General features: G+C 44.0%; 27 protein-coding genes. 17 read left to right on the top strand and 10 right to left on the bottom strand.

Annotation, left to right across the window (positions count from 1 at the left end; translation table 11 throughout):
• Positions 1–15: 15 nt before the first annotated feature.
• The 3 genes from MMG82_RS12600 to MMG82_RS12610 all read left to right on the top strand — a co-directional run bounded on the left by MMG82_RS12600 (position 16) and on the right by MMG82_RS12610 (position 3,437).
• A complete protein-coding gene (locus MMG82_RS12600) occupies positions 16–729 on the top strand; it encodes an NUDIX domain-containing protein (protein WP_241406922.1) in 714 nt (237 codons plus the stop codon).
• Between the two features lie 337 nt (positions 730–1,066).
• The gene (prs, locus tag MMG82_RS12605; protein WP_241406923.1) at positions 1,067–1,954 is read left to right on the top strand and encodes a ribose-phosphate diphosphokinase; all 888 of its coding nucleotides are present in this window, start codon (positions 1,067–1,069) and stop codon (positions 1,952–1,954) included.
• A gap of 7 nt (positions 1,955–1,961) precedes the next feature.
• On the top strand, positions 1,962–3,437 hold the full coding sequence (locus tag MMG82_RS12610; RefSeq protein ID WP_226770085.1) for a nicotinate phosphoribosyltransferase: 1,476 nt from the start codon (positions 1,962–1,964) through the stop codon (positions 3,435–3,437).
• Positions 3,438–3,594: 157 nt separating this feature from the next.
• Here MMG82_RS12610 and MMG82_RS12615 read toward each other — a convergent pair whose 3' ends face one another.
• The 5 genes from MMG82_RS12615 to MMG82_RS12635 form a co-directional block, all read right to left on the bottom strand.
• The gene (locus tag MMG82_RS12615) at positions 3,595–3,855 is read right to left on the bottom strand and encodes a hypothetical protein (protein ID WP_037417676.1); all 261 of its coding nucleotides are present in this window, start codon (positions 3,853–3,855) and stop codon (positions 3,595–3,597) included.
• 270 nt (positions 3,856–4,125) lie between these two features.
• Positions 4,126–4,299, bottom strand: a complete 174-nt coding sequence (locus tag MMG82_RS12620; protein WP_011072074.1) for a hypothetical protein — start codon at positions 4,297–4,299, stop codon at positions 4,126–4,128.
• Between the two features lie 523 nt (positions 4,300–4,822).
• The gene (locus tag MMG82_RS12625) at positions 4,823–5,515 is read right to left on the bottom strand and encodes a ChrR family anti-sigma-E factor (RefSeq protein WP_047536764.1); all 693 of its coding nucleotides are present in this window, start codon (positions 5,513–5,515) and stop codon (positions 4,823–4,825) included.
• Entirely contained in the window at positions 5,508–6,176 is a 669-nt protein-coding gene (locus tag MMG82_RS12630; RefSeq protein WP_047536767.1) for a sigma-70 family RNA polymerase sigma factor, read from the bottom strand. The genes MMG82_RS12625 and MMG82_RS12630 overlap by 8 nt, the downstream gene beginning before the upstream one ends.
• A gap of 122 nt (positions 6,177–6,298) precedes the next feature.
• Positions 6,299–6,850, bottom strand: a complete 552-nt coding sequence (locus MMG82_RS12635) for an LON peptidase substrate-binding domain-containing protein (protein ID WP_037417721.1) — start codon at positions 6,848–6,850, stop codon at positions 6,299–6,301.
• Between the two features lie 96 nt (positions 6,851–6,946).
• On the opposite strand from MMG82_RS12635, the gene MMG82_RS12640 reads away from it, so the two are divergent.
• Both MMG82_RS12640 and MMG82_RS12645 read left to right on the top strand, forming a co-directional pair.
• A complete protein-coding gene (locus tag MMG82_RS12640) occupies positions 6,947–7,561 on the top strand; it encodes a class I SAM-dependent methyltransferase (RefSeq protein ID WP_241406933.1) in 615 nt (204 codons plus the stop codon).
• Between the two features lie 225 nt (positions 7,562–7,786).
• A complete protein-coding gene (locus tag MMG82_RS12645) occupies positions 7,787–8,731 on the top strand; it encodes a chemotaxis protein CheV (RefSeq protein ID WP_055647543.1) in 945 nt (314 codons plus the stop codon).
• A gap of 53 nt (positions 8,732–8,784) precedes the next feature.
• Here the strand turns inward: MMG82_RS12645 and MMG82_RS12650 are convergent, their stop codons facing one another.
• Positions 8,785–9,426 carry a hypothetical protein gene (locus MMG82_RS12650; RefSeq protein WP_055647542.1) on the bottom strand — a complete coding sequence of 214 codons (642 nt, stop codon included), beginning with the start codon at positions 9,424–9,426 and terminating at the stop codon, positions 8,785–8,787.
• A 51-nt stretch (positions 9,427–9,477) separates the two neighbouring features.
• Positions 9,478–9,837, bottom strand: coding sequence for a DUF2750 domain-containing protein (locus tag MMG82_RS12655; protein WP_037425300.1), 360 nt, complete (start codon positions 9,835–9,837; stop codon positions 9,478–9,480).
• A 406-nt stretch (positions 9,838–10,243) separates the two neighbouring features.
• On the opposite strand from MMG82_RS12655, the gene MMG82_RS12660 reads away from it, so the two are divergent.
• Complete coding sequence (locus MMG82_RS12660; protein WP_240292124.1) at positions 10,244–11,545, top strand: lytic murein transglycosylase; 1,302 nt, start codon at positions 10,244–10,246, stop codon at positions 11,543–11,545.
• 160 nt (positions 11,546–11,705) lie between these two features.
• Positions 11,706–12,194, top strand: a complete 489-nt coding sequence (locus MMG82_RS12665) for a peptidylprolyl isomerase (RefSeq protein WP_037417724.1) — start codon at positions 11,706–11,708, stop codon at positions 12,192–12,194.
• Positions 12,195–12,438: 244 nt separating this feature from the next.
• Here MMG82_RS12665 and MMG82_RS12670 read toward each other — a convergent pair whose 3' ends face one another.
• Positions 12,439–14,367, bottom strand: coding sequence for a M1 family metallopeptidase (locus MMG82_RS12670; RefSeq protein ID WP_241406924.1), 1,929 nt, complete (start codon positions 14,365–14,367; stop codon positions 12,439–12,441).
• Between the two features lie 336 nt (positions 14,368–14,703).
• Here MMG82_RS12670 and MMG82_RS12675 point away from each other — a divergent pair, with 336 nt between their 5' ends.
• From MMG82_RS12675 to MMG82_RS12690, 4 genes are all read left to right on the top strand, one after another.
• Positions 14,704–14,931, top strand: a complete 228-nt coding sequence (locus MMG82_RS12675) for a DUF3389 domain-containing protein (protein ID WP_037425292.1) — start codon at positions 14,704–14,706, stop codon at positions 14,929–14,931.
• Positions 14,932–15,006: 75 nt separating this feature from the next.
• Positions 15,007–15,672 (top strand): alpha/beta hydrolase-fold protein, encoded by a 666-nt coding sequence (locus MMG82_RS12680; RefSeq protein ID WP_156143183.1) that lies wholly within the window; start codon positions 15,007–15,009, stop codon positions 15,670–15,672.
• A 363-nt stretch (positions 15,673–16,035) separates the two neighbouring features.
• Entirely contained in the window at positions 16,036–17,745 is a 1,710-nt protein-coding gene (gene ushA / locus MMG82_RS12685; protein WP_047536778.1) for a bifunctional UDP-sugar hydrolase/5'-nucleotidase UshA, read from the top strand.
• 426 nt (positions 17,746–18,171) lie between these two features.
• A complete protein-coding gene (locus MMG82_RS12690; protein WP_047536779.1) occupies positions 18,172–20,829 on the top strand; it encodes a TonB-dependent receptor in 2,658 nt (885 codons plus the stop codon).
• Between the two features lie 74 nt (positions 20,830–20,903).
• Here MMG82_RS12690 and MMG82_RS12695 read toward each other — a convergent pair whose 3' ends face one another.
• Positions 20,904–21,263, bottom strand: a complete 360-nt coding sequence (locus MMG82_RS12695; protein WP_037417804.1) for a TraR/DksA C4-type zinc finger protein — start codon at positions 21,261–21,263, stop codon at positions 20,904–20,906.
• Between the two features lie 141 nt (positions 21,264–21,404).
• Positions 21,405–22,352 carry a tRNA-dihydrouridine synthase gene (locus MMG82_RS12700; RefSeq protein ID WP_037425279.1) on the bottom strand — a complete coding sequence of 316 codons (948 nt, stop codon included), beginning with the start codon at positions 22,350–22,352 and terminating at the stop codon, positions 21,405–21,407.
• A gap of 266 nt (positions 22,353–22,618) precedes the next feature.
• On the opposite strand from MMG82_RS12700, the gene MMG82_RS12705 reads away from it, so the two are divergent.
• From MMG82_RS12705 to apt, 6 genes are all read left to right on the top strand, one after another.
• Positions 22,619–23,047: a hypothetical protein gene (locus MMG82_RS12705; protein WP_037417772.1), complete on the top strand. Its 429-nt coding sequence runs from the start codon at positions 22,619–22,621 to the stop codon at positions 23,045–23,047.
• A 93-nt stretch (positions 23,048–23,140) separates the two neighbouring features.
• Positions 23,141–23,980 carry a DUF692 domain-containing protein gene (locus MMG82_RS12710; RefSeq protein ID WP_047540409.1) on the top strand — a complete coding sequence of 280 codons (840 nt, stop codon included), beginning with the start codon at positions 23,141–23,143 and terminating at the stop codon, positions 23,978–23,980.
• Positions 23,980–24,720 carry a putative DNA-binding domain-containing protein gene (locus tag MMG82_RS12715; protein ID WP_037417766.1) on the top strand — a complete coding sequence of 247 codons (741 nt, stop codon included), beginning with the start codon at positions 23,980–23,982 and terminating at the stop codon, positions 24,718–24,720. The genes MMG82_RS12710 and MMG82_RS12715 overlap by 1 nt, the downstream gene beginning before the upstream one ends.
• 157 nt (positions 24,721–24,877) lie before the next feature.
• Positions 24,878–25,000: a hypothetical protein gene (locus MMG82_RS21600; protein ID WP_011072094.1), complete on the top strand. Its 123-nt coding sequence runs from the start codon at positions 24,878–24,880 to the stop codon at positions 24,998–25,000.
• A gap of 100 nt (positions 25,001–25,100) precedes the next feature.
• Positions 25,101–25,469 (top strand): YbaN family protein, encoded by a 369-nt coding sequence (locus MMG82_RS12720; protein WP_037417764.1) that lies wholly within the window; start codon positions 25,101–25,103, stop codon positions 25,467–25,469.
• A gap of 180 nt (positions 25,470–25,649) precedes the next feature.
• Complete coding sequence (gene apt, locus MMG82_RS12725; protein ID WP_023265726.1) at positions 25,650–26,201, top strand: adenine phosphoribosyltransferase; 552 nt, start codon at positions 25,650–25,652, stop codon at positions 26,199–26,201.
• Positions 26,202–26,294 lie beyond the last annotated feature (93 nt).

Here is a 26,294-nt window from a genome sequence, read left to right on the forward strand (position 1 = left end):
CGATGGAAAATACTCATGACTGAAGCGGAATATCTCGCCAATTACGATCCTAAGGCTTTTAAGGCTCAGCTACTGACGGTTGATGCCGTATTATTTACCTATCATGATCAGCAACTTAAAGTACTCTTAGTACAACGCTCAAATCATCCCTTTTTAGGTTTTTGGGGATTACCCGGAGGGTTTATCGATGAGCATTCCGATCAATCCCTAGAGGAAGCGGCGTTACGCAAATTGCAGGAAAAAACGGCGGTAGTGCCACCTTATATTGAGCAGCTTTGCACTGTCGGTAATAGTCACCGCGATGTGAGAGGCTGGTCGGTGACCGTGTGTTATACCGCGTTGATGAGTTACCAAGCTTGCCAAATTCAGATTGATTCGGTGAGTGATGCTAAGTGGTGGCCATTAGAGGATGTGTTACAGATGACCTTAGCGTTTGATCATTTGCAGTTAATCAAGCAAGCTCGCGAACGTTTAACCCAGAAAGCCTTGTATTCTTTAGTGCCAGGATTTGCGCTGGCTGAACCTTTTACCTTGCCAGAGCTGCAACATGTGCATGAAGTCTTACTGGGTAAGCCTATCCAAGGGAAATCCTTCCGTCGACGGGTTGAGCAGGCCGATTTATTGATTGATACGGGCTTAAAACGTACTGAACGTGGCCGTCCAGCCAATTTATACCGTTTGAAGTCGGATACGGCATCTTATCGATTCTTAAGAAATTTAGAATGTTAGTCAAAGTGTTTGCCGCTTAAAGTGGTTACCCATAGCAATAATAGTGACAGATTATGCGGTACATACAGTTAGCTTGAGTTATCAGGGTTTATGTAGCCGTCGATGTTGTCGTAATACGTCCATTCTTTACTATCGATACCCATTTCCCCATTATCATAGCTAAATTGCATATAGTGTCTTAAGGACATTATATGCAATTTAGGTATATTCCTTAGCATTATCCGATAAAAAATAGTCTAAAAATCAACTTTACATAATAGTGTCTATAAGACACTATTGCTTGCAGACAACAAGATTGCTGTATATCACAGCGATCTTGCACAGACAGGAGGTGAATATGTCTCTAGGTATTCAAATGCATCAAGGCACAGTTAACTCACCACATCAGCAAGCTGATTTTTATCGACTTCCCGCCGCTAGCGATGAGGCTAATTACCGTTTATTTCAATTTGGTGCGGGGGAGAATCATGTTCAACTGCGGGTTCCTCCAGCGAAACGCGTCACACTCTTTTTCCGTTATCGTGGCGATCAATCCATCATGCAACTCTTATTGTTAACTGATGCATTACGCCGCAGCGGTGCAGAGCAGATCGATCTGTTACTGCCTTATATGCCAGGCGCCCGCCAAGATAGAGTCTGTAATGTGGGCGAGGCCTTATCGGTAAAAGTCTATGCCAGCCTGATTAATCAGCAGCAATATGCTTCAGTCAGTATTTTTGACCCGCACAGCGATGTCACCGCGGCATTATTAGACCGAGTGCAAGTTATTGACAACCACAGCTTTGTCGCCGCGATTGCAGCTCAATTGACCGGTGATCTAGTGTTAGTTTCGCCTGATGCGGGGGCGAATAAGAAAGTATTCGGCTTAGCTAAGGCGTTACAGGGAATGCCGGTGATCAGGGCCGATAAACATCGTGATGTGGTCAATGGCCATATTATCGCTACTGAAGTGTTCTGTGATGATTTATCGGGTAAAACCTGCTTAATCGTCGATGATATTTGTGCTGGTGGCAGAACCTTTATCGAACTTGCCATCAAGTTAAAGCAAAAAGGGGCCCAAAGCGTCATTTTGATCGTGTCACATTATGAAGATAAGGCCAGCGAATCTGCTCTGCGTGAGGCGGGCATAGACAGATTATTTTGTACCGATAGTTTAGGTGTCCCTACACATATTTCGAGCGAGTTCTGTCATTGCCATGCTGTTTTGCGTTTTATGAATCATTAAGGAAAATATGATGTACTTGAATCCCGTTACCGCCATTGATGGCTACAAAGTCGACCACCGTCGTCAATATCCTGATAATACTCAAGTGATTTTTAGTAACTTGACCGCCCGTAAATCCCGTCGTGGTTATACTGAGCAGATGGTATTTTTTGGTCTGCAATATTTTATCAAGCATTACTTAATTGACAGTTGGAACCGTGATTTCTTTCAACAGCCCAAAGAGCAAGTGATCCGCCAATTCTCCCGCCGCATTAATAACTATCTTGGACCAAATAATGTGGGCACTCAGCATATTGAGGCGTTACATGATTTAGGCTATTTACCCATTAAAATCATGGCATTGCCTGAAGGCTCAGTATATCCCTTAAAAGTGCCTTGCCTGGTTTTGTACAATACCGATGAGCGGTTCTTTTGGTTGACCAATTATCTCGAAACCATCCTTTCCGCGAATGTGTGGGGTATGTGTACCAGTGCCACTACCGCGCTGCAATACCGCAAAATATTTGAGACTTACGCGCTAGAAACCGATGGCAACATAGGTTTTGTTGATTGGCAGGGCCATGATTTTAGTTTCCGCGGCATGTATGGTGCAGAGGCTGCTGTTATGAGCGGCGCCGCCCATCTACTCAGTTTTACGGGCACAGATACCATTCCCGCGATTGATTTTCTTGAACAATATTATCTTGCAGACAGTGATAAGGAACTCGTTGGCGGCAGTGTGGCCGCAACGGAGCACAGTGTGATGTGTGCGGGTGGTATGGAGAATGAATTAGAGACGTTCCGCCGTTTGATTGAAGATATTTATCCTAGCGGCATTGTCAGTATCGTTTCTGATTCTTGGGATTTTTGGCAGGTGATGACAGAGTTCACCGTTGCCTTAAAAGACCGCATTCTTGCCCGTGAGGGCAAAGTGGTGTTTAGGCCTGATACGGGTTGTCCGGTGAAGATCATTTGTGGCGATCCACAAGCAGCTGTGGGGAGTCCTGAGTATAAAGGCGCTATCGAGTGTTTGTGGGATGTCTTTGGGGGCAGCACAACTGCCAAAGGTTACAAATTACTCGATAGCCATGTCGGACTGATTTATGGCGATTCAATTACGATTGAACGGGCTGAAGCCATTTGTGCTGGCTTAAAGGCTAAAGGTTTTGCATCAACCAATATTGTGTTTGGAATTGGCAGTTTTACCTATCAACACGTGACCCGAGATACTGACGGTTACGCGGTGAAAGCAACCTTTGCGAAAGTGGATGGTAAAGACAGAGAAATATTTAAAGATCCTAAAACCGATGATGGTACTAAAAAATCCGCTAAGGGATTAGTGGCGGTATTTAAAGATGCGCAAGGTCAATTTTATCTTAAAGATCAAGCAAGCTGGCAAGATGTTAACCATTGCGAATTTGTCCCCGTATTTGCCGATGGTGAATTATTAACTGAATATTCTTTGGCAGATATTCGCGCAAGATTGGCAGCGTCTCGTTGTTAACGATGTAAATCCCATTTCTACAATGAGATAGAAATTAGGCTGGCAATGCGGTTTTTATGTGAATACGCTTGCCAGTCAACTTAAATCATACTGGCTGTCATGACGGCTGTTATTGCTAAATGCGCTAGTCACATAATAAAACGGTGAGAACAAAAGGCTAAGAGACTAGCTGGTTTCGTTTAAGAATTTTATAGGTGCGACGGCCAATGTTTTCGAGGTTTTTTAAATCTTTTAGGCTGGGTACCGCATCGGAATATTGCCAATAGCTGATTTCTGCATCGAGCATTTCAAGCATTTTTTTCGAACAACCTAAACATTCGCCTTGGCACATTTGTGCTTCATCTAAATTCAGCGGAATTGTTTGCTGGATTTGAGCGATAAGCTGTTGCATAGCGGTTTTGGTATTCGGTTTTGACATAAAAATACTTCACAGTCAGAAAGTGTGAACATATTAGCAGAAGCGAAAATTGATAGAATTGATCTAGATTAATACACATTTGGTTCAGCGTGTATCCATGTGAGCTAGATACTGGCTGAACCAAACGAGTTCGTCATATCGACGTGAAGGGATAGCAAATCGTGATATTTGGCTATCGATAAAGGCGAGTTGATTTCGGTATGGCGAGGAAAATGGGACCGAAAAAACCAACATGCCATTATGTGTACTCGATGAGTACTTAATTCAGACTTATTTATTTGACGACAAAAGCCATTTCATAAAGTTTAAGGCTTCGGTACGTTTTGAAAACGTCTGTCTGTTTTTACCTTGTCTATCGGTAAAAGCAATTGAAGTTTTGTTGACTGAAATTGAATCTACAGGGAAGTTCACTGTGATTTCATGTCCGTTAATTTTGTATGACATAGGCCACACTCCTTTTAATTAAATTCACCCTTAGGTGAGTAAGTAATAACGATAAAATATCCTTAGCATAATTGCGAAAGATGATACTAATGAGTCTTGAGGTTACCCATTCCACCATGATTAATCAAGAGATGCTGTATTGATAACTAATGCAAATCAGCGATTGTGTCAATGGAATATCCCAATTAGACCAGTTAAACATAGTCAAGTGACAGTACTATGACATTGGCCGAATTAAAGAGTTCATTTTTTTGAGTTAATGTTGAAAATCATTAACCCATTATTTTTGCAGGACTTACTTGTAGTAGGCTTTCTTTGTGAGGATCAAGTTTGATACAAGTCAAACTGATATAAAAAGGGTAACAACAAGATACTTCTCAAAACGCGGTGCAGTATAACAGTATATTACCCGCTGGCAAGTGTAATTTTTGCTCAGCGAGTAATGTTTTTATATTGTTTCTTTTGTTGCTATTTTGTGGGTTAGATTTTTAGCTATTTTTCACTATTTGATGCGTAACTGACTTTAGTAAATCAGCTCACCAATAGGGTTTAATAATTTGCTTAATCCCTTAGTGAAATAGAGCGGTGCGTCCAACACTGTGTAACATAAACATCCCGTTTGAGTTGTGGGAGAATGCTGTGTATTACCATCTAAGATAATAAAGTCGCCAGGAACATAATTACCTGATGAGTCCGAAAATTCGCCCGCCAATAATAACGTCAACTCAATCCCTTTATGGGTATGCTGTGGGATTTCACCTAGCGCTTCAATATGCAATAAACTGGCGCGAGTATTTTTTTCATCTAGGTCGAATCGCATCCGACTGACTTTACCAATTTGTTGCCATGGCTGTGCAATATGTTGCCGAAACACCCTAGGCAGTTCGTAGCGGATATTTTTATGGTTAACACTCACTGAAGATTCTATGTAAGGTTCATGCATAGTACTTTCGGGAAGCGCCATAATGTTCGATAACATTTGTTGCCAGGGATCGTTATCGACGACATCAATCTCATTTGACGCGTTGTGTTGAACCGCATTATCACTGGGGGAAACAAAAGCGAGTTTGGCCGCTTCTTCAGTCAATTTAGCTACTTGAGTTTGGCATTCTTGACATAAGGCACAATGTGCAGCAACAGCGATAGACATCGACAAAGGGAGCTGACCTTGTGCATGGGCCTGAAGTAATTCTGCATGGGGGTGATGTTTAATCATGTTGTGTCTCCAAAAAGCTTTTAAGCTTTTCTAACCCCAATCTGAGTCGCGATTTAATGGTGCCAATGGGGACTTTTAAGGCATCAGCCAATTCTTGTTGGGTGAGTTCTTGCATATAAATGCCTTGTACGACTTGACGTTGAGCAAGGGGCAGGGCATCTAAATGAGCGAGTAACTTGGCGGTCAATTTATGGTCAGGGTTGTTATCTTGGCTAACCGCAGCGTCATACAGTGGCCAGATATCATCGCCAAATGCATCTTCACGGTTGTGCTGCACCCGTCTAAGCATATCGAAGCATTGGTTACGCATAATGGTAAATACCCACGTTGCGACAGAACCTTTATCTGCATTGTATAAATGAGATTTAGTCCAAACGATGGTCATCGTTTCTTGAACTAAATCCATGGCGAGGCCTTGTTGATTTAATCGTTGCAGACCAAATGCCCGAATTTTGGGCATAAAGTGACTGAACAAATAGCCAAATGCCGCTTTGTCCCGTTGATTAGCAACTTTGATGATGGCGCTTACTAAGGGATCTGCATCCGTTTTATGCTCATCGGCAATCAAATTATGGTTATCGTTTTCCATAGCTATTTCGATAGGGGGCGATAACTGCCTATCATAGCGATTTTGCGCTGAATGTGATTGAAAATTTTCCATTATTGAGCTCTTCATTTAAGGTTCAATCCCGTTCGAACATGGCTTCAAATCCTGCTTCGCTGTCAATGTTCGATAAGCATGCAGACCAATACGCAGCGCCCTAGAAATTGGATCACTGAAAATTATTTTATAACGGTTCTTAGTAAATCCAGTGTGAGCTGGTGGTCGAGCGCATTAATGCAGGTGTACTTTTCCGCTGAACGTATGGGTAAAATTTCAAGCCAGCGTTGGCAAACCCATGCAATATCATCAAATTGTGCCGCTTGATATTGTTGTAGGTGCTTTGGGTACTCTTTCAGAATATTTTGCAACATATCACTGAGATAACGCTCATTTTTTTGAATCTGTGCTGCTGGCCAGTTATCGATTAGACTGATTTGCGCGCGCTTTAAACCATCGGACTCCACATTGATGTCGCCGAGAGTAAATCGTTGTTTCCCTTCAATGCTGACACCTAACATGCCATCAGGTAAGGTCTCAAAGTCAATGATATGCACTAGAGTACCAATTGGATAAAGCGTGCTATTTTCCTCTGAGGTCATACACAGGCCAAAACCATCGCCTGATTTAAGTGATTCAGCCACCAAACGTTTATATCGAGGTTCAAAAATTCGTAATTGAGTATATCCCTCAGGTAATAAACAGATGGGTAATGGAAAAAGAGGTAATTTCATAGTGGCCTCGGGTGAACTTAAGTTTCTATCATTACGTACCATCATCAGAATTTGATCAGTGTTTCAAGCAACAGCCTACTCATTTAAGGGGATATGATGAAGTTAAATCCATTCGAGAAAAAGCTGGTTCAGCATTCGCTGCGTTTTTGGTTGCAAAACCATATTGAAGCACCATTATTGACCTCAATGATGCCTAAACCGCTTGTGTATATTCAACAGGCGCTCGAAATTGGTTGTGGTTTTGGCAATGGTATTCATTTGATCCGTGAGCATTTTGGTGCCGAGCATGTTACCGCGGTGGATCTCGACCCTGAGATGGTGAGTGCAGCTAAGGCCCGCTGGAGGTCTTCAGCCCATGGGCTCGAACAGCTCGACTTTAGTGTTGCCGATGCAACCGCATTACCTTTTAAGGATGCACAGTTTGACATCGTGTTTAATTTTGCGGTGTTCCACCATATTCCTGACTGGCAATCCGCGATTGTTGAGGTTGCCAGGGTATTAAAGCCGAACGGGTATTTTGTGATAGAAGATCTTTACCGTGCCGCGATTTGTAATCCACTGAGTCGCCGGTTGTTTGAGCATCCGCAGCAGAATCGATTTGACCATCAGCAATTATTGCATATGCTTCGCCAAGCGGGGTTTAAGATTGTATGTGACAGGAATCTGTTTAATTTGAGCGGTATGGTGCTGGCTCAAAAGGTTTTTTCTTAAACCTTAAGGTCTTTATATCGCTGAATATTGAATTGAGCATGGGTTGATTGTTTGTTCTGTAAACTGCTTGCCCGAGAAATGAGCCGTTTTCGCATCAGAGTGATTGTAATTTTTAGATAAAATCGACATATCACATGGTTCTCATTGCGAGTTTGCCGCTATAATTTAGCTTAATCCTTAGCAGCTGAGGGAAGTTCTTCCTCCCCAGAGTAGAGAAGTCGCATTATGGCAAATGTCTTGGCAACGGTAGATCAACGCACCAATCTCGTCGGTGAAAATCGGCTTGAACTGCTGCTGTTTCGCATTAATTCGATGCAGCTATTTGCGATTAACGTCTTTAAAGTTAAAGAAGTCGTTAAACTACCACACCTTAACGCTATGCCTGGGAGCCATCCGCATATTTCTGGTGTAGCTAATATTCGGGGGATGTCTATTCCGGTGATTGATTTGCGTTCGGCCATTGGTTTCAAACCTGTGCCGCCAGATGATAATGCCAATATGATCATCACTGAATATAACCGCAGTGTGCAGGGATTTTTAGTCGGTAAAGTCGAGCATATTATCAATATGACGTGGAGTGATATTATGCCGCCGCCGAAAACGGCGGGTCGGAATAATTATCTTACCGCAATCACCCGAATCGAGTATCAAGGCCAATCGCAATTGGTTTCAATTATCGATGTGGAGAAGGTGCTGGCTGAAATTGTCCATTACGATATTAGCCTATCTGAAGGTGTGTTAGATGAGAGCTTGTTAGACAAAATGCCCGGCCGGAAAATATTGATTGTAGACGATTCATCGACTGCAAGGCGGCAAGTGCGTGAAACGCTTGGCCAATTGGGTATTGAAATTATCGAAGCCTCCGATGGGTTGCAGGCGTTACATTTACTGCAAAAATGGCGCAATGAAGGTAAGAATGTCGCCAAAGAACTGCTCATGATGATCACCGATGCCGAAATGCCTGAAATGGATGGTTACAAACTGACCTATGAAGTCCGTAATGATAAGGCTATGGCGGACTTATTTATCACGCTAAATACTTCGCTGAGTGGTAGCTTTAACAATGCGATGGTGGAGAAGGTGGGCTGTGATCGTTTTATTTCTAAATTCCAACCTGATTTACTGGTCGAAGTCGTACAGGACAGGTTAAAACAAGTTCTCGGTAAATAACTTCATCTAAACGAGTGGCTGCCTTTAGAAACATAAGGTTTTAGTTTGGGTGGCTACTCGCTTAATTCTGCTTTGACATCGGCTAACACTTGGCGCTTCATTTCTTTCGCCGCGGCAATGTGGATACGTGCAAGCCTGAGTGCGTAGCTAAATCGATGTTTACCAACGAGCCTAAGTAATTCTGCAAAAAAGGCTGAATCTAAGCAAAATTGTTTGCTGTAGTAGTGAATGGCAGCAGGCAATGATGAATAGCTTACGCCATCGAACTCAAACTGAGTACTGTCTTGTTGACATTCGAGGTCAACGCCTTCAAGCAGAATGGGCCATCCGGGAAAGTTGATCCTGTCGCGGGCAATTTGATACATCATCCAAGCACTTTTTTTAAAGCCTTCAAACACTTTGCAGGAAAACTCAGACTCGGCGAGTTCCGCTTCTGTCCAATTAATGCCAATGGCTAAATGTTTAGCGTAAAGGGTCATTAAGGCATCTTTAACCGCCATTCGGCAGTCCCAAATTGAGGTTAAGGGATGTTGTTTCGCCAGTTTTAAGCATTCGCTGCAGCAAGGTACGGCAAGGGAAGGATGGGGCGCATGCGGCGTTGCATGATATTCAAAAAAATCTTTACAAGGTTCACCACAAAACCAGCAAAGGTGGCGCTTATCGAAGGGAATATCGATACAAGTAATAGGCAACATCAAGGCCTGAGTTCCTCTGGCCTTGATGTGTTAAGCATGACGCTGAGAAAATTAAGCTTCTTCAACATCAACTAAATTTTTGGCAAGTACGATAGGATCGAGTTCTAAACATTCTTCATCGCTTTGCCAATCAACGCCAATGAGCACGCCATCATCATTTAAATCGAATACCCAGTATTCAAGAAATTCTTCAAGGCTAATCGCAACGGCTTGGTAGTCTTTCCATTCTTCGGTGCAGTGGGATTTTGCCTGCGCTTCGCTTGACCACAAAGGCATTACATCAGTGTCTTCGAACTCGCCTGAGTCACAAACCACCCAGCCTTCGCCTGTTTCATCCATCAAACCCCACAGTGTTTGATGCTCTTTTACGTTTTCGATAAAGCCAGCTAAAGCCGCGTTGATTTCAGTCATGATAGGTCTCTTTGAAGTTGCTATTAACTCACCCATTATACGGCAACGGCTAGATAGACCAAGGGATTCTTTGTTAAGATTTTTTCGCTGTTGTTTAACTGAGCAATAAGCGAATTTATCCGTGTATTTATGGTGATGAGCATTGTGTTGACGGGCGCTATCGGTCAGGATGTGCGCTCTAGAGGCGTAAATCGGGTTAACCGGAATTACGCGCATCTGGAGGATTTCCAGTGGGGGAGAAAATACCTTTGTGGATTTTTAGCCGTTGTTCATTCTCGTTTATCCTTGAATTAAGCCAGCAACTGCTTTGTGGCTAAAAATCGTATCTCTCTTGGCATGAGTCGATCCCAACTCGTGTCTTGCTCAGCTAAGGCATACCTTAGCACTGAATTGAGGAGTAATTGATTTGATGAAAGCAAAAGGCATGTACTATCTTGCAGCGAGCATCACGGCCTGTGTTAGCTTAAGTGCTTGTTCTAGCGCGCCGACCGCTAATGCTACGTCTGACAATAATAGTCAAATTGCTATCGAACAGGCGCAAGCCGCGCAAGACGTGCAATTGAACGAGATTATCGCCAGTCATGCGGCCGCCTTTCCGACGTGTGTTGCAAACCTTCAGGCGCGCGCACAACGTGAAGGTTTATCTGAAGAGACGATTAACAATACAGTGGCAAGCCTACAGTTTGTACCTAAGGTGATTGAGCTTGATCAAGCTCAGCCTGAATTTAGTCAAACCTTCACGAATTATTTCACCAAACGGGCAACGGATTGGCGAGTCAATGAAGGTCGACGTCTACTGAAAAAACACCGAGTATTGCTTGATAAACTCGCGCAGCAATACGGCGTACAGCCACAATACATTCTGTCTTTTTGGGGACTAGAGACCAACTATGGTTCTTATAAAGGCAAAATGTCCGTCTTAGATTCGCTTGCAACCTTAGCCTGTGAGCCTCGTCGAAGTGATTATTTTACGACTGAGCTGATGCAAGCGCTTAAGCTTAAAGAAAAATATGGCTTTGATAAGAGCACTATGGTGGGCTCTTGGGCGGGCGCTATGGGGCATACTCAATTTATGCCCTCGGCTTATGCTAAATATGCCATCGATGGCGATGGAGACGGTAAAGCGGATCTGTGGAATAGCACAGAAGATGCCCTCACATCAGCGGCTAACTTTCTACAACACTTAGGCTGGCAGCGTAACGAGCGTTGGGGCCGCGAAGTATTATTGCCAAACAATTTTAGCTACCAACATCTTGGTGCTAAAGAGGCGCAGCCTCTGTCACAATGGGCGGCGCAATCTGTGCGGCAAACGAATGGATTGTCTTTGCCCGCTATTGATATGAAGGCCGCGCTATATTTGCCTTCGGGTCACACTGGACCTGCGTTTTTAGGCTATGAAAACTTCAATGTGATTATGCGTTGGAATCGCTCGGAGTTTTACGCCATTACCGTGGGCCATTTGGCTGATAGAATTAATGGCGGCGAACCATTAAAAGTCGCGCCGCCCGAGCAGCCACGTTTGAGTCGTGAGCAAATCAAACAGTTACAAACCAAACTGAATGAATCCGGCTTTGATGTTGGTAAACCTGATGGTGTGTTAGGCCGCAATTCGACTGCGGGGATCCAAGCATTCCAACGCAGTAATAATATGATTGCCGATGGTTTCCCAAGTCCTGAAGTCTTTACTGCCCTAGGTATTTCACTCTGATAGACGCCTCGTTATAGGTCATCGCCCGCAGACAATGCTTGAAGCAACCACTGCGCTCCATTGGCGCAGTGGTTTTGTAGGGATAAAACAGTGGAGTGCAAAGGCCAGTTTTGTTAAGCTCGGCCGACATTTGAAATCGAAGCAAGTCAAAGGATATTCGATGAACATTAAAGACGATATGGTTGTGCAGTTTAATTACACCCTGCGCGACGAAAAAGGCGAAGTGATCGAGACGAACGAAGGTCGCGAGCCTATCGCTTATTTACACGGTCATGACAACATGATGCCTGGTGTTGAGAATGCGATTAATGGTAAAGCGGTCGGTGAAAAGTTCACAGTGACGCTGCCATGCGCTGAAACCTATGGTCAACGTATTGAAGGTGAAGCGGCGCAGCAACGTGTATCGGTAAAGCACCTGTTAGGCGCTAGCGTGTGGAAGCCAGGTATGACGGCGGTAGTTCATACTGACCACGGTCAACGCCAAGTGACAATCGTAAAAGTCGGTAAATTTATGGCGACCGTGGATGTTAACCATCCATTAGCGGGCCGTGACTTAACCTTCGATATCGAAGTGGTTGGCGCCCGTGATGCGACCGATGAAGAAATCGCCCACGGTCATGCCCACGGTGTCGGTGGTCATCACCACTAATCGGCCAGAATGTGATGTTTGATAGCGCTGCTAGCGCATTTTAAGTGCTGCGATACAATCACCTGCCGATGATAAAGCAAAGCCCAAACCTAAGTTTGGGCTTTTTTGTTGGGTTATTATTTGAATTCTGCTTTAACCTCATTTCGTGACGGTAAATTCACCTCAAACCGCTCTTTACCACGCTTACTGCGATGAATTGACTTAATTCTTAGTTTTCACACTCCAGATCAATCTTCACTTGCGGTTAATGCTCGTGTTCAATCGGGGTATCGCTAAACATCATATCTAAACTGGCTTGAGTCTGTGGATGGTAGCCGCTGCGCGCCGCAAGGTAGACGGCTTTAGCCCAGTCATAGTGCTCGCTGCTCGCCAGTTTTTGGTACAAGGGCACAATCAGCCTGCGCCTGCCGATCTCAGTTAAGTGCTGTTTTAATGCGGGTAACACGCTGTAGTATCCGTTATCGAGGGCGAGGGCATACCAAGCAAAGGCGATTTCATTATTGTGGGTGCCAGTAAAATGAAAGGCCTTATCTAACTCGGCTAATTGCTGCTCAGTGAGATTTAGTCTTGGCATTTCATTAATAAAGCGTAGCCATTGATGCACAGTCCAGCCCTGAGTGTTTAGGGCGCTGGCGGCACGCTTGCCTTCTAACCATGCTTGGCGCTGGGCATCGATATCATCGAAGGCGTGTGAGTTGGGGGGCACTAAAAAGCTAGGTAAACCTTGTCCCTCAACCCAAGTATCCACTTCGGACTCGCTGACGATATTGGGATATTTTTGCAATAACTGCTGCGTGAGGTAATTGCGGAACTGCTCCGTGGTAATGCTTTGAAACGCAAAATGATCAAAGTAACTTTTGACAAAGTTATCGAAGCGTTCACGGCCGAACTTTTGCTCAAGGAAACGCAGGAATAATTGTCCTTTGACATAGGGCACGCCGCTAAAGGCATCGTCGGGATCGCGCTCACCTAAGTCAATATGCAGTACGGTGTCGCCTGCGGGTAACTCGGCTAATTCTGCCAATAGTTCAGAGTAACCAATGGTTTGCTCCATCAATGCACGGTCGCGGCCATAGAGATCTTCCATAATGCGGTTTTCCACATAAGTGGTAAAACCTTCGTTGAGCCAGAGATCGCGCCAGGTGGCGTTAGTGACTAAATTGCCCGACCAAGAGTGGGCCAACTCGTGGGCAATTAAACTCACTAGGCTTTTATCTCCCGCGATGACTGTGGGGGTAATAAAGGATAATCGCGGATTTTCCATCCCGCCGAAGGGAAAACTCGGCGGAAGGATCAGTAAATCGTATCGACCCCAGCGGTAATCGCCGTAGCGTTTGGCGGCGATGGCGATCATCTCCGGCGTATCGGCAAATTCTTTGCTGGCCTTGGCAAGCACTTCTGGCTCGGCCCAAATGCCTGAGGTGTCGTCTAAGGCGGCAAATTGCAGGTGTCCTGCGGCAATGGCAATCAAGTAAGCAGGAATCGCCTGCGGCATAGTGAATTGGGTTTGCGTTGCAGACACGCTCTCTCGGTCTGCACTCATCACGACGCTAATGCCTTGCTTGGCTGTGACTGTGGCGCTGTAGGTTTGGCGCACTGCGGGCGTATCTTGCAGCGGGATCCAGCTCCTGGCATGGATGGCTTGGCTCTGGCTAAACATAAATGGCCATTGCTTACCTTGGGTTTGCTCTGGAGTCAGCCATTGAATGCCTGATGGATTCTTGGATGTATGGTAATTAACTTTGATCTTAGCGACTCGCTCTTGAGGCAGATTGATGGTGAGCGCTGCGCCTTTGACCTTATCGGTCGCACCTAAACTAAAGGGCACGGATTGCCATTGGCCGTTTGCATTTAACATGCTGACACTGTTAATCGTCAGGTCACGGGTATCTAACACCAGCATCTTGCCTGCTTTATGCCAATCTAGCTCGAGAATGGCGTTGCCCGAAAGTTGTTGCAGCTCAAAATCCACATTTAATGCGAGTTCAATGTGGCGAATACTTACTTGTTGGTAATTGGCAAAGGTCAGTTCATCGGTGGCAGTATGAAATTGGCTGGAGGCGACGCTAGCAATATTACTATTAGGTAAGCTATTGGTTGCATTGGCATATTGTACTAATGGCAGCAGTAGCAACAGGGCACTGCTAATGAGGGTACGACGGGATAAAAACATATAACCACCCAGTGTTGTGATTCTTGTATGGTGTAAAACGCGATCGCCGCGGCGACTGTATTCGTTGGGGCGTGAGTTTACTCGAACTCTGTAGGTTTGGGGCTATTTAGCTGACACTAAAATGTAATCAAACTTAATTTGGAATGAGGTTGATGTTGAGGAAAGGTTACTCTTTTACGAAAACGCACGCCAGAGTGTGCTATTTAACTCTTGCAGGGGGATGCAAAGCGACTTGGCACATAGAGGTTATCGGGTATGTAAAAGTACATCCCCAGCGATATAACTTTGTTATCATGACGCGTGTTCACAATGTCTTATAGCTACAACAGGACAACTATGGTACTGGATTTTTCGCAGGGTAAGCTGATAGCAACAGAGTTTGAAGTACAGATCAGATTAAGCGTGGCCAATGTTGTGCTTCAAGCGAGTGCCGAAGATATTAGCCTTAGGCTTGACCCTCCAATGATCATCGCCAATGGTGGCGGCGTGCGTTGGAGCATGAAATTAGATAACGCGGAACAGCTCGATGCGTTACAAGCACTCCTCGGGATTGATTATTTGTAAGCACACTTGATTATCGCCAAATGTGCTTGACGTTTAACCTTAGTTTTCAATTTGATTTAGAAAGGATTTATCAGTATGACGCTCGAACGTATTGTGATTGAACCCCAAGTTGAGGCGACCGCAGTTGTGGTCTGGCTTCATGGGTTAGGCGATTCTGGTGCTGGTTTTGCCCCCGTTGTACCTGCGCTAGGGTTGCCAGCGGATCACAGTATTCGCTTTATTTTTCCCCATGCACCTGAGCAGGCGGTCACCATCAATGGTGGTTATATTATGCGTGCTTGGTATGACATTAAAAGTATGGACTTGCATGATAGAGCGGATATGCAGGGCGTGATGGCATCAGAATTAAGCGTTCAGGCGCTGATTGATGAGCAGATCGCCGCAGGTATTCCAAGTGAGCGCATTGTGCTGGCGGGATTTAGCCAAGGCGGGGTGATGAGTCTGTTTACCGGATTACGCTATCCTCAAAAACTTGCCGGTATTATGGCGTTATCCTGCTATTTGCCAACGGGTGATGTATTGCCAAGCCAGCTAAGTGTAGCCAATGCTGACACGCCGATTTTGCAGCAGCATGGCGAGCAGGATGATGTCGTTCCGTTATCGGCTGGATTGTTGGCAAAAGAGGCATTAATTGCCGGTGGATATCCGGTGCAATGGCAAACCTATCCGATGCCACATTCAGTTATTCCTGTGCAATTAAAAGCGATTAGTGCTTGGTTACAACAGCGTTTTGAAATGTAGTTAAATCTAAATGCTTATAAAATCATCATGCGGTAAACAAATTTTTGCCGCTTGATGTTTTATATAAAGAACAATGCAACGGTCTGCGAAACTTCTGTAAGCTATTTAAATTAAAGCATTAAAATTTACAATTATATTTTTAATTGTCATTAAATTCGAAAAGTGAAAATAAGTCGATTAGCTTATTTTTTATTTGAAACAAAACTGTATTAAAACTCGCCAAAAATCCCACATTAAAGTCACGTTTATTAATAAAAATGACACAATTCATCTTTATTCTTTGATATTATGCGTGACGCGAGAGTTGATGGTACTCGCACAATCTATCTATGATAAAATAATTAAAATCAAGGGGTTGATGTAATGACAAATAAGCTTATTAAAGGATTAATTGCCACTGCCGTGCTTGCTGCGTTAGCAGGTTGTAATAGTGATGATGACAAAGTTCCAACAACTTGCGCCGAAGCGGGTGCTGCCTGTAAAACATTTACGGTATTACATACAAACGATAACCATGGCCGTTTTTGGGAAAACAAAGATGGTGAATATGGTTTAGCTGCTCAGAAAACTTTGGTTGATCAAATTCGTGCTGAAGTCAGCAAGAAAGGTGGTCAAACATTGTTGCTTTCTGGTGGTGATATTAACACTGGTGTGCCTGAATCCGATTTACAAGATGCGATTCCTGACTTTACTGGTATGAACAAAATTGGTTACGACGCAATGGCGGTCGGTAACCATGAGTTTGATAATCCATTATCCATTGTGGACATGCAACGTAGTCTTGCTGAATTCCCTATGTTAGCGGCTAACATTTATAAGACTGATGGTACTCGCTATTTCGATGCCTATAAAATATTTGATGTTAATGGTGTCAAAATAGCTGTTATCGGTCTAACCACTGAAGATACTGCTAAGATCGGTAACCCTGAATATATTAGTGAATTAGAGTTCAGAGATCCAAAGACTGAAGTTGCCAAAGTCATCAAAGAAATCAAAGATGCTAAGTCGGCAGACATCATTTTTGCTGTGACGCATATGGGTCACTACGCAGATGGCCAAAATGGTAGCAATGCCCCTGGTGATGTGGCGTTAGCCCGTTCACTTAAGGAAGGCGAACTTCAAGTGGTGATTGGTGGTCATTCACAAAATCCCGTCTGTATGGAGCCAGGTAATAAGGCCTATGCAGCATTCAAACCGGGCGATGCCTGCGCACCAGATCAACAAAATGGCACTTGGATCATGCAAGCCCACGAATGGGGTAAGTATGTCGGTCGTGCTGACTTTGAATACTTTAATGGTGAACTTCACTTAGCCAGCTATAAATTAGTGCCAGTGAACTTAGTTAAAGAAGTCACTGATGAAGCGGGTAACAAGAAAAAAGTACTCATTGGTGAAAAGATTGAGCCTGATACAGAGTTAAAAGAGCTGCTTTCTTACTATCAAGAGAAAGGTCAAGCTAAGTTAGACGAAGTGATTGCGACTACCGATGCGCTGCTTGATGGTGAACGTGCAAACGTACGTAACAAACAAACCAACTTAGGCCGTATGTTAGCCATGGCACAAAGTGCTAAAGTGTCTGCTGATTTTGGCGTGATGAACTCTGGTGGTGTGCGCGCTTCTATTAAAGCGGGTAACATTACTTACCGTGATGTTCTCACCGTTCAACCTTTCGGCAACATGGTAACCTTAAACGAAATGACTGGTGCGGCGGCTGCTGATTATTTAGGGGCTGTGGGTAGTTTACAAATTGGTTCTGGTGGTTATGCGCAAATTACCGGCGTGAAGATGACCATTGACTGCGTGGCTAAAAAAGCGACAGTTCATGAAATCAATGGTAAAGAGTTCAGCGCTACAGCAAACTACAAATTCACTGTACCTAGCTTTAACGCTGCAGGTGGTGACGGTTATCCAAAACTGGCGAGCCCAATCCAAACAGGTTATGTAGACGCCGATTTACTCTATTCCTTCCTGAAAGAGAAACAATCCATTGTTGCAGCTGATTATAATCCAGTAGGTGACATTGTGTATGAAAACTCTGAAAGTGTAGAAGGTTGTAAGATTACTGCTAAGTAATCTACAGCGGTTAATAAAATGCCACTCAATTTGAGTGGCATTTTTATTTTGCTCGTTTATTTTTCCATCCGTTAGATACAGCCTAAAATCACAATAAAATAAAGCGATACATTTTGCTAACTATGTATATTAAATTGAGTAGATTGATATTTCGTAACGCGAGGTGTTCAATTGATTCTATTTGTATCAGTTTATCAATAATCGCTTAAATTTGCTTAAAGACCTTTAACGCTATGTTTGGGTTGAATTTTGTACGTTTTAAACTCAAAATTTATTTGCTGTGTATGTATCAATTTGTTTTTTTGTTGTTATTTGTTGTTGTCGATATTCGTTTTGCTTAACAGTATTGATACGTCAAGGGAACTTGAAAATTAACTAAAATAACAACAAGACGGGTTTATTCATTTAAGCCTCAAGGAGAGATATATGCATCATCTAACGTTAGCAGCTAGAGCTGTTCGCGCTAGTCTAATCACTATGGGTTCTGCTAGTGTTTTATTATCTGGAATAACGATTGCGGCAGAAGAAAATACCAAAGTTGAACGTATTGAAGTCACTGGATCACGTATTAAACAGGTGGATATGGAAACCGTTTCTCCTGTCACTGTGATTAATGCAGCTGATATTGCGATGACGGGTGAAAAAACCGTTGCTGATGTTTTGAATAACTCGGCAATCAATAGCTTTGGTTCATGGCGAGGGATTTCTGGATATGGTTCAGGTGCTAGCTCAACAAGTAATGTTAATCTTCGCGGACTAGGCTCGTCTGCTACGCTGGTGTTGCTCGATGGCCGCCGTATGCCTGGTACGAGCTCAAGCTCTGGCTCTGTTGCAGACACATCCTCAATTCCAATGGCGATAGTCGAGCGCATTGAAATCCTACGTGATGGCGCCTCTGCTGTTTATGGTTCAGATGCTGTTGCGGGTGTGATCAACATTATTACCAAAAAAGAATTTGATGGCTTGCAATTAGATTACAGTACAGAGCAGCCTAGTGTTGAAGGCGGTGATGCTAATCGTTTATCCATTGCAACAGGTTATAATACGGATAAAGGCAATATTACCTTAACCTATGAATATTATGATACCAAAGCCGTCATGGATCGTGATATTTGGAATATGGACGATCCGAGTTACGCAACCTACAGTGGTTTTAGTTCTGTGCCAAATGGTAAATATGGCACAGGTAATGGCAGTTGGTATAGCAATTCAGATATTTGTGATCAAACTGAAAATACCGTCGATACAACCGATGGAAATAATAAGGGCCGCTGTTTATATGATTCAGGTAGAGTGACTAAATTATTTGGTGATCAGACCCGTAATTCCTTTTTATCCAATTTTACCTATGAAATTACCGACGGTATTCAATTTCGCGGTCGTGCATCTGCCTCGTTAGCTGAAACTGAAACGCGTTACGCAGGGACACCTGTGTCAACAAATTATCCAGTAATGAGTGCTGATAATAAATTCAACCCCGTTGGGGAAGATATGACACTTTATATGCGCTCTGCCCAAATTGGCGAGCGTGATACCTTAACTGAGACCAATAATGTCGATATTCTCGGTGGTTTTATTGGTACGCTGGATTTAGGCAATGGCATTGATTGGGAATTAAATGCCCAACATTCCCGCTCAACCACGAATTCATTTAATTACAATTTAATTAATGATGAGATAGTTCAGCAAGGAATAGATTCTGAACAGTACGATATTTTTAATACCACGGGCATGAGTTATGAGCAGTGGAACCAGCAGATGACTGAGCTGTATCGTAAGGCGGCTCATACAGGCGTGTATCAAGGTAAGTTTGAAAGCACTCAAATTGATGGACTGGCTTCAACGCTGCTTGTTGATAATGGCGATGTCTCTGTTGCTATGGTCGGTGGGCTTGAATATGAAATGATTAAGTTTAAGCAGACCAGTGATCCAGAGTCTGCTTCGGGCATTATCTCAGGTGGCTCGGGTGGCGATGATGTGGATGCAACCCGTGATCGAAGTGCAGCTTATTTAGAATTCCAAGTTGGCTTACCCGCGAATGTTGAGTTATCGGCCGCCGTTCGATACGAGCGTTATGAACAGGAAGGCTCGTTAACGGGTCCACAAGGGCAGGTGGTTAATTCATCAACTTTTGATGCCGTAGTGCCTAAATTTGGTATTAGTTGGCGCCCCGTGGATAGCTTGTTACTGCGTGCCAGTTACGGTGACTCCTTCCGAGCACCCAATATGGGTGAAATGTTCTCTTCACAATCTTTAAGTTTTGAAAAAGCCGTCGATTCGCTTTGGTGTAATGAGCCAGGTAATGTGGATGCGGTTTATTGTGCGACCAGTAATCAACACAAAACTTGGTATGGTGGTAATCCCGACCTTGAGGCCGAGGAGGGTAACTCCTTGACGTTAGGTGGCGTGTGGAATGCTACTGATAATTGGAATATCGAATTATCCTACTTTTCGATTGCCTACGAGAATAAAATTGAGTCGATAAGTGTGAACGACATACTGCGTGATGAAATTAAAAATGGTTCATCACCCTATGTTCACCGTGGTGCCGATGGCAAGATTGAATATATTGAAGCGGGTGTGCGCAACTTAGCGACGGTTGAAACGTCAGGTATTGATTTTGTCACAGCTTATAACCTAGAAACGGGGATCGGTGATTTCAACTTCAGACTCGATTTAACCCATGTTTTGGATTTTAAAAAGCAAGATAATGCCGAATCAGAAATGATTGATTATGCCGGGCTAACCGATTCGCCTGATTGGCGTGGTAATTTTGCAACCAGCTGGAAATATGACGATTTTTCTGCGGCCTGGACCGTAGTGTATATTGGTCGTCAATCGGCTGATTACTACAATCAGTTAGAAGAAACCGATGTTTACGTCGATTATTCAAACTACTTTAAACACAACATCCAGTTTGCCTATAACCATGCTTACAATGGTTCAATCACGGTTGGGGTGAATAATGTGTTTGATGCCGATGCACCAAACTTTTATACCTATGCTGATTACCGTGATGTAAACGTTGGACTGTATGATGTGTTGGGCCGTACTTACTATTTGAGAATTAACCAGAAGTTTTAAGTTATCCTTCTCCCTGGATAACTCAAACCTCCGCTTGCGGAGGTTTTTTTGCTTGTGGAATATAGAGACGCTGCTTAATGACTCAGGCGCAGTTCATGACGATGCTCATGCTGGTAATGCTCAGCGCAGCAACTGCAACGTTGTTCGGTAGGATCTTGCATTAAACGTTCAGCTTCGATTTCAGTTTCGCAATCGGAACAAAGGCCATAAAGACCTAAGTCAAGTTGGCAGAATGCGGCATCGAGGCGGTTTAAACGACAAAATAGCGGGTGATCGGCAAGGTGGCTCTGTGCCAGTCGGTCGATGAGTTCCCCTAGGCTGAGGTTGGCACAATGCGTCCCAAGTATTTCAATAAACTGAGGGAGCGCGCCGATTTCCTTCCTTAGATTAGCTTCAAGCTCTGACAATTCTTGTCTGATATGGGTGGTGCTCACGTAAAATCGCCTGTTTTATCTGACTCTGGGCATTCAGTCTAATAGTTCCACTACCAACGACTATGATAAAGATCAAGTATCTGTACGATTTTTAGGGGTAACGTGGTGGTTAACATAAAAAACCACCACTTTTGTATGGGGTTACTGGCTAAGATGTTGTTGCGCTTGTTCTAGCACACGCACAATGTCTTCAGTAGTTTTATAGATCCTAAGTTCCCGAAATAGGGTATCTGCCTCGGGATATTGGCGATTGAGATAACTAAACCACTGCTTAATGCGCGCTGGATAATAATCACTCTTACGGCCACTAAGCTCCCTTTGGGTATAACTGAGCATTAATTGTAACGTGTCAGCCCAACTGTAGGGCGTAGCACCGGTTTTTATGGTGTCTGCAAGATTGGGGAGCGAGATCGCGCCGCGGCCAATCATGATACTGTCGCACCCCGTCACTTCCATACAACGTTTAGCGTCGTCACTATTCCAAATCTCACCGTTGGCAATTACCGGTATTGGCAAACGTTTGCGCACTTCGGTGATGTATTCCCAATAAGCGGGTGGTTTGTAACCATCAACCTTACTGCGGGCATGGATAGCAAGCTCAGTTGCGCCCGCTTCATAAACGGCCAGCGCATTTTCCATAAACAGGGATTTGTCTTCGTAGCCTAAACGGATTTTGGCTGTCACCGGATGCTCAGCGGGCACTGCTTGGCGCATGGCGCGCACAATATCGTGAATCGTATTTGGGTATTGCAGCAACACCGCGCCGCCATTACTGCGATTGACCATCTTGGCAGGACAGCCAAAGTTTGCATCTACGCCGTGGGAGCCAAGCTCAATTGCGCGCATGGCGTTTTCGGCCATGCAATGAGGTTCTTGGCCTAAAAGTTGTACGCGGACTGGGGTACCCGATGGCGTATAGCCACCGCTCAGTAGCTCTGGACAGAGTTTAAGAAAGACCTTTTCAGGTAAGAGTTGGTCAACGACGCGCACAAATTCGGTGACAAGCAAATCGTAAGGGTTAATCGACGACAAAATATCTCGCATTAAGTCATCAACCACGCCTTCCATCGGAGCCAAGATTACCCGCACTGCTACAAACCCATATAGAGAAACAAAGGGCGTGCATTCTATCCTATTGGCTTGCTGTTACAAAGTGCGCAGAGAGGCTTGGCAACAATGACAACTATTTATAGCTATTTAATTGGCCAAATTCAGCTTTCTATCAGCATATTTTGATAATTTCTGTGATTTGGTGATATTTTTTGAAATGAAATGAAAGCGGTGCAGGTCTTTTGCAGTAAGCCAACGATAACCCTATTGTTGGTCACCATTAATCAATAAAAGGAAGCAAGAATATGAAATCAGTTAAGCAAACCGCGGTTGCAGTGGCATTAGGTACAGTGGTGGTTGGTTCAGCGTTTACTGTTAACGCGCAAACAAATTTATTTGGTTTTGAAACCATGGAATCAGGATATCAACTCGTTGGTTCTGAAGGTAAGTGTGGCGAGGGTAAATGCGGTGCAGATATGAAAAAAGCGGCTGCAGAAAAAGCTAAAGAAGGTAAATGCGGTGAAGCAAAATGTGGCGCAGATATGAAAAAAGCGGCGGCAGACAAAGCTCACGAAGGTAAGTGTGGTGAAGCAAAATGTGGCGCTGATATGAAAAAAGCAGCAGACAAAGCTCATGAAGGCAAATGTGGTGAAGGCAAATGCGGTGCTGATATGAAGAAAGCCGCTGAAAAAGTTGACGCTAAAACTGAAGCCGTAAAAAAGGAAGTCAAATAAGTTCAGTTGTACTTAGTGGAGGTACTGCCCTAGCACATGGCCAGCCTATGCTGGCCTTTGTTTAGCAGCATCCAAATTAAAGGGGTTAAAGCAATGCAAGATCGTGGATTAGTTGGATTAGGGTTACGGCGTGAAATGCTCAGCGAGTTTTGCCAATCGCTGCCGAGTGCTATCGATTTTTTAGAGGTTGCCCCTGAAAACTGGATGACGCTAGGTGGAAAATACGGTAAACAATTTAGACAATTAACTGAACAACATACCTTTTTTTGCCATGGTCTGTCGCTCTCAATCGGTAGCCCTGAGCCGTTGGATCTTGAGTTTGTTCGTCGTATCAAAGCTTTTATGGACTTACATCAAATTGATGTCTATTCAGAGCATTTAAGTTACTGCTCAGGAGCTGGTCATTTATACGATCTGATGCCAATTCCTTTTACCGAGGCCGCCGTTAAGCATGTCGCTCGGCGAGTTAAGCAAGTCGAAGATATTTTAGAACGACCGCTTATTTTGGAAAATGTCTCCTTTTATGCGGCGCCCAGTGCGCAGATGACTGAGCTGGCGTTTTTGACGGCAGTGCTGGAAGAAGCCGACTGCAAACTCCTGTTAGATGTGAATAATATTTATGTTAACTCGATAAATCATCAATATGATGCGGCGGCATTTTTAAAGGCGATGCCAACTGAGCGGATTGCCTACTTGCATATCGCAGGACATTTTAAAGAATCAGAAGAATTATTGATTGATACCCACGGCAGCGATATCAACGCCCCTGTATGGGCGCTCCTAGATAGTTGCTATGCCATGCATGGCGTATTACCCACCTTGCTCGAGCGTGACTTTAATCTGCCGGCAACAGCGCATTTATTGGATGAAATTAATCAAATTCATACTTACCAAGCCCAGGCCAAAAAAAATCTAGCGAAGAGGATTGCCTAATGGATTTTAAGCAAGTACAGCAATCCTTTATCGATTATATTCGTGATCCTAACAATTCCGTGCCGATCGGTGTACCTATTGAGCGGATGCAGGTTTACCGAGAGCTATTTTTTAATAATGTGATGGGTTTTGTTTCTAATGCCTTCCCCGTACTCAAAAGCTTATACACTGATGCGCAGTGGCAAACCTTAGTGCAGGCTTTTTTTAGTCGACATGATTGTAAATCACCGATTTTTATCGATATTGCTGGGGAGTTTTTACAGTTCCTGCAGTTTCAATATTCTCCAATAAACATTGATCCGCCCTTTATGCTGGAACTTGCGCACTATGAATGGCTTGAACTACGGGTGGCAACTGCGCAGCAAGATAGCCGCCAAGTCCTGATTGGTAAAGAGGGAATTACGCATCAAAATCTATGTTTAGCCGCAACGGCAACCGTGGCGCAATACCAGTACCCAGTGCAGCAAATACGGCAAGATTATCGCCCAGAAGCTCCTCTGCCGCAGCCAGTGTTTTTTTGCCTGTATCAGGATGAGGCAGGTGAGGTAGGCTTTTTGCAATTAACGCCTTTAAGCGCGCAAGTACTGGGTTATTTAACCGAAAAGGGGCAGAGCACCTTTAATGAATTGATTCAATGGTTGGTGTCGACTTATCCGCAAATGCTAACAGAGACCTTAACTCAAGGTTGTTTACAGTTACTCGAACAACTAACCGCTAAAGGTATCGTTCGCGGAACATAGAAAGATATGGTGCTTAAGTACGCAAAATAATTGCAATAACCATACAGAAAAAGGGTTTTTGTTGGTGTGGCAAACCGCTACAATGACGCCCGTTTTGTGATCTTAATCACTGTATGATTCCCGCGCACTTATCTACGCACACATTTGAGGAGCTGTAATGAGCAGTCAGCCATTTAAAGACCCATTTAACGTTATGTATTTTATTGGTTTTATTTTAGTCTTACTGTTGCCGACACTACCAGCAAGCCTGACTTGGTTAAAGCAATTAGGCTTAATTTAAGCAGGTTTTAATCTCAAATTGAGTATACTACTGGCCACTCTGAGAGTGGCTTTTGTTTTTGAGGTTCGAGGCATTTACACACTATGATTATTTACACGCTATGATATTGAAACGTGGTTTGTTTTTATTGATAGGCTGCCTTGCGCTGGGCCTTGGACTGCTAGGTATTATCGTGCCACTGTTACCGACGGTGCCGTTTATTTTACTCGCCGCTTTTTGCTTCGCCCGTTCAAGCACTCGCTTACATCAGTGGTTAATGACACATCCTTGGTTTGCCGATGCGCTCACCCAGTGGCAAGAGCACCGAGCCATGCGCCCAGGCCTTAAACGCAGAGCTATGCTACTCTCTGGTCTCAGTTTTAGTGTCAGTATTCTTGTTGTGCCAATCGTATGGGTAAAATTGTTGCTGTTAACCATGGCAATCGGGCTTCTCTGGTATCTGAAAACGATTCCTGAAATCGAATCCTAAGTACATTTGATCTAAGGCACAAATTGATAACCAATTCGTCACTTGAATACGCTGCTAGTTGCAACTCAAACCAAAGCGGCATAAGCTTTGTGCGAATTATTAAAGCTCGTCCACACTCGCTGTGGACGTTTTGTTTTTACTGCCAGCAATAAGCGTGGCGAAACGATTAAGTTAAATTAAATGGCTATGAATACAGAAACCTTATCCTTGATAAAGCAAAGCATTAAAACCATTCCTAATTATCCTAAGGAAGGGATTCTATTTCGCGATGTGACCAGTCTGCTGGAAAATGCTGCAGCCTATAAAGCGACTATTGATTTATTAGTTGAGCATTACCGCAACAAAGGCTTTACCAAGATTGTGGGTACCGAAGCCCGTGGTTTCTTATTTGGTGCACCTTTGGCGTTGGAATTAGGTATTGGTTTTGTGCCAGTTCGTAAGCCAGGTAAACTGCCACGCGCGACGATTAGCCAAAGCTATGAGCTGGAATATGGCCACGATAGCCTTGAAATCCATACCGATGCGATTACCGCTAACGACAAAGTGCTAGTGGTTGACGACTTGCTGGCCACGGGCGGTACTATCGAAGCCACGGTAAAACTTATCCGCCAACTCGGTGGTGAAGTGCAAGATGCCGCCTTTGTGATTTCGTTACCTGATTTAGGTGGTGAGGCTCGTTTAACTGCCTTAGGTCTTGAGTTGGTTAAACTTTGTGAGTTTGAAGGCGAATAATTCTTCAGCCAAAGGCGCCTAGGGATAGTTTAATGGCATGTCGTTAATTGACATGTTATCTTGCAACTATCTCGGGGCGCGATCCCCTTTTTT

This window comes from Shewanella sp. MM_2022_3 (genome assembly GCF_022557375.1).
GTDB lineage: Bacteria > Pseudomonadota > Gammaproteobacteria > Enterobacterales > Shewanellaceae > Shewanella > Shewanella xiamenensis.

Coding starts and splice junctions, on each gene's coding strand:
- MMG82_RS12600 (WP_241406922.1), top strand. CDS start 16: ATGACTGAAGCGGAATATCTCGCCAATTACGATCCTAAGGCTTTTAAG.
- prs (WP_241406923.1), top strand. CDS start 1,067: ATGTCTCTAGGTATTCAAATGCATCAAGGCACAGTTAACTCACCACAT.
- MMG82_RS12610 (WP_226770085.1), top strand. CDS start 1,962: ATGATGTACTTGAATCCCGTTACCGCCATTGATGGCTACAAAGTCGAC.
- MMG82_RS12615 (WP_037417676.1), bottom strand. CDS start 3,855: ATGTCAAAACCGAATACCAAAACCGCTATGCAACAGCTTATCGCTCAA.
- MMG82_RS12620 (WP_011072074.1), bottom strand. CDS start 4,299: ATGTCATACAAAATTAACGGACATGAAATCACAGTGAACTTCCCTGTA.
- MMG82_RS12625 (WP_047536764.1), bottom strand. CDS start 5,515: ATGATTAAACATCACCCCCATGCAGAATTACTTCAGGCCCATGCACAA.
- MMG82_RS12630 (WP_047536767.1), bottom strand. CDS start 6,176: ATGGAAAATTTTCAATCACATTCAGCGCAAAATCGCTATGATAGGCAG.
- MMG82_RS12635 (WP_037417721.1), bottom strand. CDS start 6,850: ATGAAATTACCTCTTTTTCCATTACCCATCTGTTTATTACCTGAGGGA.
- MMG82_RS12640 (WP_241406933.1), top strand. CDS start 6,947: ATGAAGTTAAATCCATTCGAGAAAAAGCTGGTTCAGCATTCGCTGCGT.
- MMG82_RS12645 (WP_055647543.1), top strand. CDS start 7,787: ATGGCAAATGTCTTGGCAACGGTAGATCAACGCACCAATCTCGTCGGT.
- MMG82_RS12650 (WP_055647542.1), bottom strand. CDS start 9,426: ATGTTGCCTATTACTTGTATCGATATTCCCTTCGATAAGCGCCACCTT.
- MMG82_RS12655 (WP_037425300.1), bottom strand. CDS start 9,837: ATGACTGAAATCAACGCGGCTTTAGCTGGCTTTATCGAAAACGTAAAA.
- MMG82_RS12665 (WP_037417724.1), top strand. CDS start 11,706: ATGAACATTAAAGACGATATGGTTGTGCAGTTTAATTACACCCTGCGC.
- MMG82_RS12670 (WP_241406924.1), bottom strand. CDS start 14,367: ATGTTTTTATCCCGTCGTACCCTCATTAGCAGTGCCCTGTTGCTACTG.
- MMG82_RS12675 (WP_037425292.1), top strand. CDS start 14,704: ATGGTACTGGATTTTTCGCAGGGTAAGCTGATAGCAACAGAGTTTGAA.
- MMG82_RS12680 (WP_156143183.1), top strand. CDS start 15,007: ATGACGCTCGAACGTATTGTGATTGAACCCCAAGTTGAGGCGACCGCA.
- ushA (WP_047536778.1), top strand. CDS start 16,036: ATGACAAATAAGCTTATTAAAGGATTAATTGCCACTGCCGTGCTTGCT.
- MMG82_RS12690 (WP_047536779.1), top strand. CDS start 18,172: ATGCATCATCTAACGTTAGCAGCTAGAGCTGTTCGCGCTAGTCTAATC.
- MMG82_RS12705 (WP_037417772.1), top strand. CDS start 22,619: ATGAAATCAGTTAAGCAAACCGCGGTTGCAGTGGCATTAGGTACAGTG.
- MMG82_RS12710 (WP_047540409.1), top strand. CDS start 23,141: ATGCAAGATCGTGGATTAGTTGGATTAGGGTTACGGCGTGAAATGCTC.
- MMG82_RS12715 (WP_037417766.1), top strand. CDS start 23,980: ATGGATTTTAAGCAAGTACAGCAATCCTTTATCGATTATATTCGTGAT.
- MMG82_RS21600 (WP_011072094.1), top strand. CDS start 24,878: ATGAGCAGTCAGCCATTTAAAGACCCATTTAACGTTATGTATTTTATT.
- MMG82_RS12720 (WP_037417764.1), top strand. CDS start 25,101: ATGATATTGAAACGTGGTTTGTTTTTATTGATAGGCTGCCTTGCGCTG.
- apt (WP_023265726.1), top strand. CDS start 25,650: ATGGCTATGAATACAGAAACCTTATCCTTGATAAAGCAAAGCATTAAA.